8 protein-coding genes are annotated in these 11,950 nt (G+C 50.1%); 6 read left to right on the forward strand and 2 right to left on the reverse strand.

Translation table 11 applies throughout. From position 1 onward, the window contains the following. Positions 1–27: 27 nt before the first annotated feature. Positions 28–165 (forward strand): paeninodin family lasso peptide, encoded by a 138-nt coding sequence (locus RB620_RS18430; protein ID WP_308096768.1) that lies wholly within the window; start codon positions 28–30, stop codon positions 163–165. Between the two features lie 91 nt (positions 166–256). On the opposite strand, the gene RB620_RS18435 is transcribed toward RB620_RS18430, so the two are convergent. Further along, the gene (locus RB620_RS18435; RefSeq protein ID WP_308096770.1) at positions 257–2,599 is read right to left on the reverse strand and encodes a golvesin C-terminal-like domain-containing protein; all 2,343 of its coding nucleotides are present in this window, start codon (positions 2,597–2,599) and stop codon (positions 257–259) included. Between the two features lie 252 nt (positions 2,600–2,851). Then, entirely contained in the window at positions 2,852–3,208 is a 357-nt protein-coding gene (locus tag RB620_RS18440; RefSeq protein WP_308096771.1) for a helix-turn-helix domain-containing protein, read from the reverse strand. Positions 3,209–3,521: 313 nt separating this feature from the next. On the opposite strand from RB620_RS18440, the gene RB620_RS18445 reads away from it, so the two are divergent. From RB620_RS18445 to RB620_RS18465, 5 genes are all read left to right on the forward strand, one after another. Beyond that, positions 3,522–5,783 (forward strand): helix-turn-helix domain-containing protein, encoded by a 2,262-nt coding sequence (locus tag RB620_RS18445; RefSeq protein WP_308096773.1) that lies wholly within the window; start codon positions 3,522–3,524, stop codon positions 5,781–5,783. A gap of 274 nt (positions 5,784–6,057) precedes the next feature. Beyond that, positions 6,058–6,978 (forward strand): ABC transporter permease, encoded by a 921-nt coding sequence (locus RB620_RS18450; protein WP_308096774.1) that lies wholly within the window; start codon positions 6,058–6,060, stop codon positions 6,976–6,978. Positions 6,979–6,988: 10 nt separating this feature from the next. Continuing rightward, the gene (locus RB620_RS18455) at positions 6,989–7,849 is read left to right on the forward strand and encodes a carbohydrate ABC transporter permease (protein WP_308096776.1); all 861 of its coding nucleotides are present in this window, start codon (positions 6,989–6,991) and stop codon (positions 7,847–7,849) included. Positions 7,850–8,259: 410 nt separating this feature from the next. Beyond that, a complete protein-coding gene (locus RB620_RS18460; RefSeq protein ID WP_308096778.1) occupies positions 8,260–9,882 on the forward strand; it encodes an extracellular solute-binding protein in 1,623 nt (540 codons plus the stop codon). A gap of 100 nt (positions 9,883–9,982) precedes the next feature. After that, positions 9,983–11,938 (forward strand): alginate lyase family protein, encoded by a 1,956-nt coding sequence (locus RB620_RS18465; RefSeq protein ID WP_308096779.1) that lies wholly within the window; start codon positions 9,983–9,985, stop codon positions 11,936–11,938. The last annotated feature ends 12 nt before the right edge of the window (positions 11,939–11,950 follow it).

Raw genomic sequence — 11,950 nt, forward strand, 5'->3', positions numbered from 1 at the left:
TACCGCGCTTGAAAGGAGGTGAAAGAAATGGAGAAAAAACAATGGACTTCGCTTTCCCTGGAAGTGATGGAAGTATCCAAGACGATGGCAGGCTTTGGCATCTCGAAAATGGACTTCACTTACGTTGACGGCAAGCTCGTCGACCTCGATCTGTACGATTCCTAGGATTCATCGTTTCTAAGCTCCGCGGAAAGCGCCGTAAAGGATCACAGCTTCGGCTGTGCCTTTACGGCGCTTTTTTGCCGTTTCGGCCAGGTCAATTCATCGAAACAAGGAGGTTATCGAATACGGCCGTCTGATCGTACGTGCGCAAGCCGATATACCCGCTGCTCAAGCTGGCGTCGCTGACGCTAATTTTTTTCACGCCGTCCACATAGGCTTTGAAGGAGCTTCCTTTCATCTCCAACTTGAGCAAATACCAAGTGCCGGGAGCGGCGATCATATCCGCTTCCCCGATATTGGTCCAACGATTGCCTAGTTTTTTGTACAGCTGAACCTTATTCAAATCGTAATTGATGCGCAAGGTGTACATGGAGGAGAAATCCGCGTTTGCCCGGGCGACCAAGCCGGCGGAAGCGTTCGTTCGATCATTGTCGTACGCTTTCAAGGCTGTCGTTATGGCGGTGTCGGAGTAGGTCGAACCGGCAACGGTTTCCGCAATGCCGATTCCCGATTGCTTCAACACGCTGTTGACGATAGGAACGCCGTCGTGACTTACGTCTACGCTCATGGACCAATTGCCGCCGAGCGGTGTCCAGCTGCCGGAGCTATTATTCTGGAAGGTGTCGCCAAAATGTTGGGGTTCGAACATGACCGCATCGGCCCTGAAGTTGGAACCGCCTCCAATTGCCGTCAGCCGCACGTATTCTTCCGGTCCGCCGGCGAAATAGACCGTATCGATCAGGCGCCAACGGCCGCCCGCGATGGTCGTCTGGTTGATGGTGACCGTGTTCCTTATGCCGTTATGATAGACCGTAAATTGCGCGCTCTTCGCCGAGCCTTGATGGTACGGATAGCTAACATACACATTGTAGTACCCCGGTGCCGAAAGGTTCGGCCGCCATGTAGCCGTGCTTCCGTTGGCGCTGCTGTAACGGGAGCCGCCGCCGTAACTGCCGCCAAGCGTGCTATCCCCCCATGTTCCGGTCTCGGTGTAGCCGACGCTTCCCTGATCGACGATGATCACGCTTCTCGCCTTTATCGGGCCGACGATGTTGGAATACGGTGAATAAGAGCCATGCTTGTTTTTCGCTTTCACCCGATAGTAATAGCTTGCGCCGTCCTCGGCGGACGCATCGTCGAATATCGGTACGGCAAACGTGTAATGGCGCGGCGCGGAAACATCGTCCGTTACCTCGCTACCTACTGTCATCCATGGACCGGATGAGCTTGTCGAACGTTCAACGGTATAAGCGCTTGCCCCCGAGACTCCCTTCCAAGAGAGTGTATGCACGGAGTCGGCGGGGTGCATGACGGGCGCATCGGGTATCGGCCAAGAAGGAACGGTAGAGCCCTTCATCGAGTAAGCATACTCGCGCAGCAGGTCGATGATGGCCGTTTCGTTCGCCCAATCACCGGAAGCGAAGCCGGGATAGCGCGAATAGGCCCAGGCTCCGACGGGAGGCCAATGCCAGCCGCCCAACTTGTGATGGTGCATGCCGCCCCAGAACATGGCGCCCGAAGTTCCATTGTTCTGAACGATGTCCAGCAGCTGCTCGGTTTCCGCGGGGGAATAGTCGCCGAATTCGCCGATGATCAACGCCTTTTTTCCTGTTGTTTTATCTCTCCATTCCTTGAGCTTCGCAGCCATGTCGACATTGTGATACTTGTAAATATGCGGAACAATGATATCGATATTGCTGTCGTTCAGTGCACCCGGCCTAATGCCTTGCGCCCGAACGTAGCCCCCGTCGGCGAGAAGGTGGTTGGAATCCAGGCTTTTTACGTACGCCGCCATCTCGCTTACCCAGCCGTCCGTGGAGGGAAGCTCGTTGCCCAGCTGCCATGCGAGAATGGCTTTATCGTTTTTGTACGGCACGCCCGTATATGAATTGGTCCGGTTAATGACGTATTGCATGAAATTTTTGAAGTCCTGCTTCACGGTCGGGTCGCTCCAGAACTCATTGGCCGTTTTGCCGCGGAAGGCCGCCCAATCGGCAATTCCTCCGATATAGTTGTACTGATCCACGAACGGAATAATGAGCCGAATATTGTGCTGGTTTGCTAGCTGAACAATTTTATCCAAAAGCTTGAATGCGCTTTCATTATAATCGCTTGGCCCCATAACATGCCTGAAAGTACCCGGGGGGTCGCTGCTCATCCTCACTTCGAACGGATACAAGCGAATATGGTTAATCCCCGAGTCGGCGGCCGCCCGGATCGCATCCTCGATTTCCGAAGGATCCGTCCATGCTCGGTTCAGCAACGGCTGGTTCGTTCCGACAAATCGATACGCGGCCGTCCCCTCCATCAACGTATCCCCGCTGCGCGTGATATACGATGTAAATCCCTCATCGGCACGAGCCGGCCACAAGTTGAAAAAAGTGTCGAGCGTAAGCAGCATAACGGCCAAGGTGACGAGTTTCAACCATCTGTCCATGCCATTATTCCTCCTTATGTTCAAATGGTCATCCACTTGAACGACATTTACGGAACGTCTGCGGCAGCTTAGGGAGAATCCCCTAATCCAACATATGAAAGCGGATACAAAAATAATAGTCTGACCATCCTATTCACGCGGCGGGCAACAGGTTCTAAGCGGAATTAGGCGCCGTAAGCACAAAAAAACAGGCCGGTTAATGGCAGGCTTGACCATTAACGGACCTGTTTATATCTCGGATGAAAGGCAGCGTTATTCTTGTTTGGGCAAAGCGCGGTCCCGAAGCACTCGTTCGAGCAGGCTCCGGATCAGGTCGAGATCGTCCTTCTCCAGAGGGACGCCGTCCCAGTGAAGCTGCTCCACGTTCAAGTATTCCTTCGCGTTATGAGTAAGCTCGGCAGGCGGATCGGGGTGATCGGTAAGGCCTAGCAGATAGTCCGCGGACGTACGCAATTTTCGGGAAATCGTCTGGATGGATTCGATCGTCGGCTGACGGTATCCCGATTCGTAACCCGCATAGGTGCTTTTGGCCACGCCTACGTAGTCGGCCACTTCCTGCATGGTCAACTTTCGGCTCTTCCTCAGCTGCTTCAATCGCTTCGCAAACATGTTTCTCTGCCCCCATTTATGTGATACGCATGCAAAATCAGTATATCAATCTTATGGCAGATTTGCCATAGAAGGAAGTAGGCAGATAAACTGAAAAAAAATGACGATAGATAAAATAATGCACATCCATCAGGTTGTAAAAAAACGCCGACTAGTAGATTTTGACGATAGACGGCGTTTTCTTTTTCATCTATAGTTGGTGTTAAGAATTGCTCCTATTCATGAAAACGTTTACGATCACCCAATGCGGATTGAGAATCCCCTGTTGGGTGATTTTCCATTCATTAGAGATAGAACCCAGGGGGAGATCGCATTGCTCGGAAGATCTTTTTTCTCAAAACTTCTGATTGCCTATATTATCTTGGTCGTCGTCTACACCATCATTGCCGTCTGCGTGTCTTTTTTTAAGGATGGCCAGCGAGTGCGATCGGAATTAAGTCAAAACCAGCAGCATTTTCTCCTGCAATCGCGCGACAAAATCGACATGAAACTCGGCGTTTCTTCTAACCTGATCGCGCAATTGAAATATTATGAGCATGTTGTTAAATTTGCTGGAAAAGAACGCAATTACTATGAGATCACCCAAAGCTCTTACGCGCTGCAAAATCATATTAACGCATTCTCGGAATTCGGCTATAGCATCGATTTAATGAAAACAAATGACGATCTGGTCATTACGCCTCAATATTCGTTGGATAAAAAACGTTATATGGAAAGTATAGAAATGACCGAAGAGGATTTTAAGCAAATAGGCACAGAGAGCACGAGTCCAACCGTAACTTTATCTAGCAGTCATGATCTAACATCCACGGCAGATGAGGGCGGCTCCATTCGAATCGTCAATCCGGAAAAAGTGGGAGCGGGGAATTCTTTATTTTTTGTTGTCACGTTCTATGAACAATTGCTGCTCCCGCCTCTATCGCCTGAAACGCAAGAAGCGTTTGCCATTATCGAGAATGGTCGATTCGTTACGCTCAAATCAAGCTTTGACGATAAACGGAGGGAGCAATTGATTGCCTATCCGCTGGCGCAACTTGATGAACTGACAACCGGCGATTACACGAAATTATCTACTGATGAATTCGACTTCCATTTGATTCGCTCGCAAACGATGCCGCAATGGTCTTATCTGTACGTGACGCAGAACTACTCGCTCATTGACTCCTTCATGCCGAATTTGAAGGGGGCTGCTCTATTATTGGCCGTGCTTGTCCTTGCGGGACTTGCGTTCGCCTATATGGTCTCCCGGCGCATGTACCGGCCCGTCAGCCATCTCGTCGGATTGTTCAAGAGTTACGGCGAGCCGGCGGGCACCGACGAGTTCGCCTTCCTGCACGAGACGGCGACGAGTATAAGCAAAGCCAATGAACAATTGAAATCCGCATTGCATGAGCACCGACTTTCGATGAGAGACAAGTTCCTGCGGGATTTGCTCCACGGCCTCGTGCCTCCGGACAAGACGGATTACCTGTTGCATACCCATCAGCTTCAAGGACTTCGGGGCAATCTGACGGTGTGCGTAGTTGCATTCTCGAACATGAAGGAATTGGAGGAGCATTATTCGAAGGATGCGATTCTTACGATAAAATCACAGACTTCCTTGATTCTTCATGAACAATTAAAGGTTCATTTTCCATGCGAGCTGCTGGATCTCGATTTTGCCAAATATGTCTTCATAATCGTGGAGTCCGACACGGATAACATTCAGAAGAAGCTTATGAAGGCGATGGCTCGAATCGAGGACGGACATGCGTTCGGATTGATCGCGGCAGTTGGGCCTCCGGCAGACTCCGTCAATGAAATCGACCGCTCCTTCGACCAGGCGCTGGATATTCTGAAGCGCAGATCGGCGACGGACCCGACTTCCGTCGTGACCTACGAGCAGCTTAGTTCCATTCAAATGGTGAGCTATTACTACCCTATCGATTCGGAGCGGGAGCTGATCAGCTATGTGATTCGAGGCAAGCGGGAGAGCGCCATGCATACGCTGAACCGTCTTCTATCGGACAATCTGGAGCAGCGGCAGCTGACCCGGCAGCAGCTCGACCAGTTCAGCCTGCTCATATTGGCCACGCTGAATCGGATTATGCAGCAGCTCAATATGTCTTCCGACGAGTTCGCCGAACTCCATAAGGAATCTCTGGAAGCCGTGCAGCATGGCGAATCGATGGAGCGGATGACCGCCATCATGACCTTGTTTGGCGCGATGGTCGACACGATCGACCGTCAGAACGAGATGATGGATAACAGCACGGTGAAGCGCATGATCGACTATATTCACGAGAACTATAACAAGGATTTATCGCTCAGCATGATCGCGGAGGCGTTTAATTTCTCTCCCGGATATGTCAGCATCGCCTTCAAAAATCATTCCGGCGACAATTTTAAAGACTACTTGAATTTTTATCGCGTGCAACAAGCCAAAGAAATGATGCGCCAGCAGAAGGACATTAAAATTGGTGACTTGGCGCTCATGGTTGGCTGCAACAATGCGAATACGTTTATTCGTATGTTCCGCAAGTATGAAGGATTAGCTCCCGGGCAGTACGCCAAAAAGCTTACTGAGAAGCAATAAGGCAGCAAGCTGCAATCGATGGTTCGAAACAGCCGCCTGGCCCAAGCGCCTGGCGGCTTTTATCTTGTTCAAAGGGTACTCCGCTTATGTGCGAAATGTAGATATATGAAATAATGCACATCATGCTCCTCTACATAAAGAGTTGTCGTTTGATGAAATAATGGCGATAGACAGCGCTTTCATCCATTCGTATAGTTTAAATTGCAACGCTGGCCTCTCGAAAGGGAGCGCTCCAGAGAGGTCCAGCTAGACATCATGGAGAAAGGAGAAGAGAGTGCTGCTTAACTTTAAACAGATCAAGGCTAACTTGATTAGAGACCGATATCTTTACCTGCTGCTGATCCCGTTCCTGGCCTGGTATATCATCTTTGCCTATAAGCCGATGTACGGTCTGCAGATTGCCTTTAAGGATTTCAGCGTATATAAGGGCATCGCGGCGAGTCCCTGGGTTGGGTTTGAGCATTTCGAGACGTTTTTTAAAAGTCCGTATTTTCTTCGGCTGCTAAAAAACACATTGCTGCTTAGTTTGTATCAATTGCTGTTCGCGTTTCCTGTGCCGATTATTCTCGCTTTGTTATTAAACGAATTGAAGAATGGCATTTTCAAAAAAACGGTGCAGACCTTCACGTATTTGCCCCACTTTATTTCGGTCGTCGTTGTAGCCGGGATCGTCACCAATTTTTTGGCGCCCAGCAACGGTATTATTAATATCTTGATCGATATGATGGGAGGCGAAAAGAAATACTTCCTGACCGATCCCGATTACTTCCGTACGATCTTTATCGGGTCCATGGATATTTGGAAGGAAGCGGGGTTTGGCACCATCATCTATATAGCGGCCTTGTCCGGCGTGAATCCCGCCTTGTACGAAGCGGCCGTCATCGATGGAGCTAACCGATGGAAGCAGACGTGGCACATCACGCTTCCTGCCATTATTCCGACGATTGCCATCATGCTTGTCATGAAAGTCGGGTCCATGCTGGAAGTCGGCTACGAGGCCATCATTCTTGTCTATCAGCCAGCCACCTACGAGACAGCCGACGTGATCAACACCTACGTATACCGGTCCGGTCTTCAAGAAGCGCGTTACGACTTGGCCACGGCGGTAGGACTGTTTAATGCCGTCGTCGGATTTATTCTCGTCATATTCGCTAACAAGATGAGCAAGAAGCTAACTCAGACAGGATTATGGTAGGTGATGGAAGTTGAAACGAACGAAAGGCGAAAAGCTGTTTTACGTATGTAACTGCATCTTTCTTGCGATTATTTCTTTGCTTGCTTTGTATCCGTTTGTCTATGTTTTATCCGCATCCATCAGCTCCTCCGACGCGGTCGTTACCGGCAAGGTGATCTTGTGGCCGCACGATATTAACTTTGACTCCTATGCAAAGGTATTATCGGAGAAGGGGATTTGGGTAGCCTATTTAAATACGTTCTATTACACCCTATTCGGCGTCATCGCCAACTTGTTTCTCACGATTTGCGGCGCTTATGTCCTGTCCAAAAAACGGATTATGGGGCGTACGGCCATCAGCTTCTTTATCGCGCTGACGATGTGGTTCCAGCCGGGCATGATTCCGACCTATCTCAATTTCCGGGATTTGAACATGCTCGATAGCCGCTTTACGATTATTATCGGTTTCGCGATTACGACCTTCTATGTCTTCCTCATGCGATCGTTCTTCGAGAGCATTCCTGAAGAGCTCGAGGAAGCGGCGAAGGTTGACGGAGCAAATGATCTGACGATTCTTTGGAGGGTTTATCTGCCGCTGTCCAAAGCCGCTCTTGCGACGATCGGGTTGTTCTATGCGGTACACCGCTGGAACGGCTATTTCTGGACGATGATCATTCTAAGCGACGAGAGCAAGGTGCCTCTGCAGGTTCTGTTGAAGAAGCTGATCGTCGAGATGAACGTGAACGACGAGATGGGCAATATGGCGGTCTATTCGAAGGAAACGATCATCTACGCGACCATCATCGTTTCCATCATTCCGATTGTCGCAGCCTATCCCTTCATTCAGAGGTATTTCGTTAAAGGAGCTATGATCGGCTCCGTCAAAGGCTAGCGCATACTTCGAGGCTGTCGATTCATTGTGAACAAATTGATTTTCTGCTTGATGGGAATGCAGGTTGGTATGTGGGGCTTTCCACCTGCGTCTAACGGTTGCCAGTGCGCCTATTTCGTCTTAAACACCACTTCACAAATTTTAAGGGGTGCCAGCGAGCTTATTTCATCGAAATCAGCCCCATTATGCCGTTTTAGTGACAAATAAGCTCCACCACAACCTTTATAATTTCAAACCAGCCCAAAAGACGCATTTAGCCTCACTGACAACCGTTACAGAATCTAACACACGACTCGTGGCCACTACCACGACGATTGGAGTCGACAAGTGTTGTCCACATTAAATCGACAGCCTCACTTCAATCGGTTATGGCTATAAAATGAGAAAAACAATATTGGGAGGTCATGAATATGGGTAACAAAAAATGGATGAAAACATCTGCATTAATGATGATGGCAGCCGGTTTGCTGCTGGCAGGCTGCAGCAGCAATAACGGACCGCAAAATAGCGGCAATCAAGCGAATGCTTCGAAGGAGCCGGATACGGAGCAGCTGTCCGGGCATCTGATCGTGAAGGACCCGCTTGAACTGACGATCCACATGCACTTCTCGGACAAGTTTATTTTCGACGATAACTGGCCTATCTTCAAACAAGCGGAAACCATGACCAATATTAAATTGAAGGGAACCGCCTCCAAGGCCGCGACGAACAGTAAAGAATTGTTTAATACCATGATGGCTTCCGGCAAAATTCCGGATCTCGTGCATCATCAAATTAAGGAGCAGTACGACAGTCTTGGGATAGAAGGAGCCTTTCTCGAGCTTGATGGACTGATCGAAGAACATGCCCCGAACATTAAAAAGTTTTTGTCCGAACATCCGGATGCGGCAAAATATATGAAAGCATCTAACGACAAAACGTATTTCCTTAACTTTACGCCGGATGGACCGGCTGCCAAAGGCTGGTTTGTACGCCAGGATTGGCTCAATAAATTGAACCTTGAGCAGCCGAAAACGGTAGACGAGCTATATGAGGTATTAAAAGCGTTCAAAGAAAAAGATCCAAACGGTAACGGAGCAAATGACGAAATTCCATACTTCAGTCGGTCGAAGCTGGACGGCATTTACGATCTGCTGATCCAGTGGGGTGTGCAGGGCGGAGCCGATGCGTCCAAACGAGGGTTTTACGCCGACAACGGGGTCGTCAAGTACGGCATGTACGAGCCAGGGTATAAGACGGCAATCGAAAATATCGCGAAGTGGTATAAGGAAGGCTTGATCGACAAAGAAGTGTTCACCCGCGGGCCGAAAGCTCGCGACATTCTGCTCGGAGACAATGTCGGCGGCATGACGCACGACTGGTTCGCCAGCACGGCTAACTTCAATGACATTCTGTCGTCCAAAGTTCAGGGTTTCTCCTTCGTTCCGATGACGCCTCCAGCCAATACCGATGGCAAAATCCTCGAAGAAAGCTCCCGCAAGGGGACGCATGCGAGCGGATGGGGCATCTCGGCGGAAAGCAAGCATCCCGTCGAAGCGATCAAATATATGGATTTCTGGTTCTCCGAAGAGGGACGCAGATTGATGAACTTCGGCATCGAAGGCAAACACTACGACCTTGTAGACGGCAAGCCGAAATTTAAGGATTCCGTTCTGAAAAATACAGAAAAGACGGTCATTCAACAGCTTCAGGAAGAGGGCGGCCAGATCGAGCTCGCCTTCCATCAAGACTACGCTTACGAAGAGCAATGGACAAACCCGACCGCGCTCGAAGGCATCAATGAATATGTGAACAATGGCTATATTATGAAAGCTTACCCGCCGGTATCGTATACGGATGAGGAACGGTCCAAATTTGAGGAGTTAAACGCGGCCGTACTGACCTTTGTCGAGGAAAAGCTGCAGAAGTGGGTGCTCGGCGCGGAGCCGATCAACGATGAGACATTCGGCAAGTATATCAAACAGCTGGAAGACTTGGGCATCAAGGAATTGCTTCAGCTGGAGCAAGGCGCGTACGACCGATTCATGAAATAGTTGGAATCACTCCTTCCGGAGTCGTGCTGATTTCGGAAGGAGCATTCCTTATTGGCTGTAAGCGCTACCACATTATTTATAACATGATGGAGATGGACAAATGAATTTGCAATCATGGCTGAAAGAGCCGATGACTACGGCGGAGCTTCTCGCTAACTTGCGTTCGCGGCTTGAGCCGATGAACGAAAAGGCCGCCTATATCGCAGCCCATATGCCTGATCATGTGCGCGAGACGATCGCGAATGCCGAGCTCGCTTATCAAGGGATGATTATGCTTCCCGGTACGGGGGGAGCCAGGGAGTTTGTCGGGAATCCGCCGGGCTGGCTGGAGCGCAGGCATAATGACAATGAATACTTATGGCAGCTGAATCGCATGAATTATTGGCAGGAATTGCTGGAGGCCTATTCGCTCACCAAGGACGAGAAGTACGGACGCAAGGTCATCGACGAGCTGCTGAACTGGATCGAGACGGTCCCTATTCCCGACGACTTGATCGATAAGCCGCTTGGCTATTTTACGGAATGCCATCCGCTGAGGGCATTGGAGCTCGGCATCCGGGCCTACAAAATTTGGCCGCTTGTAATCGAGCATCTGGGCCATTCGGAGCTGTTTACGGAGGAAGTATTAGAGCGGTATCTAACGTCCGTTTACAAGCAAATAAAAGCTTTGCGCAACGTGTCGCTGCAGCTGTGGCCTAAAGCGGATCATAACCATTATTTAATGGAATGTTTGGGCATTTTGACGACCGCCCTTTATTTCCCCGAGTTGAAGGAAGCGGAGGAATGGAAAACTTTTGCGATCGATGCCATCGAGAAGTGCAGTATGGCTCAGCTGACGGAAGATGGCGGCCAAATCGAGGGTTGTCCGTCGTATCACAATGGCTGCATGTTCTGGTTCGGGCTGGCGGTCGTTCTGGCTAACCGGTTCCATTTTCAATTCTCTCCACAGTACATGGAACGGTTCAGAAATAATTTGGATTATTCGATTTATTCGTTAAGACCAACCGGGAAATGTGTGCCTGTCGGCGATTCCTATGCGAATCCGCTTGCCGTAATGGCCGGCGTCTACGGGTATTTTGCATTGGAAGATATCTCCTGGCTGGGGCTTGCGACGAATTTGATCGATGTGACCGAGGTTGTCCGCGAGGCAAGCAAGCATGTGTGGCGGGCGCTCGATGTGCGCAAATTCGTGGAAGAGCTTTATTCCCTGCGAGACAGACAGTTTGAACTCGATAAGCCGACGACGTTCTGGAATCGTACGCTGGATCAGGCGATTATCCGCAGCGGCTGGGATTCGAAATCGCTTAGTTTCTTGTTTACGTGCAAAAGCCCGATCCAGAATGCTCATGCCCATATCGATCTGATGAGCTTCGATTTTACGGCGCTCGGAAAAGACATGATTTGCGATCCCGGATTTTTTTGTTATAGGGATGACGATGACCGCAAGCAGTTTAAGAGCTCGAATTATCACTCGACGCTGCTGATCGATGAGCGGGACCATTTCGAATATATCAACTCCTTTACATTCGGGGCGCAAAAGCCCGGCGGAATCTACAATGTGGAGGACAGAGGTTTCTACCGGCTCGCCAGCGCTTGCCATACAAACTATGAGCCGATTGTCCATCACCGCCATATTTCGCTAGTGGATAATCGATTCGTGCTCATTGCCGATCGGGTAGAGGGGCTGGAGGACCATAGCGTGCAGCGCTATTTCCATTTGGATTTTGTCGAGGTGGAGGAGAGCTCAGGCGGCGTGACCGCGCTAAGCGAAATTGCGAATTTGGCGATCGCGACAAGCCATACGGGGGAAGTGGATTTCCTGCCTGGAAGACTGTCCGACACGAACGATATTGCAAGACCTTCGACGAGGGTGCGCTTTCAGGACACGCACAGCGGCTGCGTTCATTTCTTGACCGTGCTTGTTCCTTACCAAGGAGAGCAGCGGCCGGACGTTCGGATTATCGAAGCGGAGGATGGCGTGTTTGATTTCGAGCTGGGCGAACGTTATCGGGTTGAGGTTCGCGATAGAGATATGCGCATCGGCAAACGGGCTTGAACATTCGTTGTT

Source organism: Paenibacillus sp. LHD-117, assembly GCF_030929555.1.
GTDB lineage: Bacteria > Bacillota > Bacilli > Paenibacillales > Paenibacillaceae > Pristimantibacillus.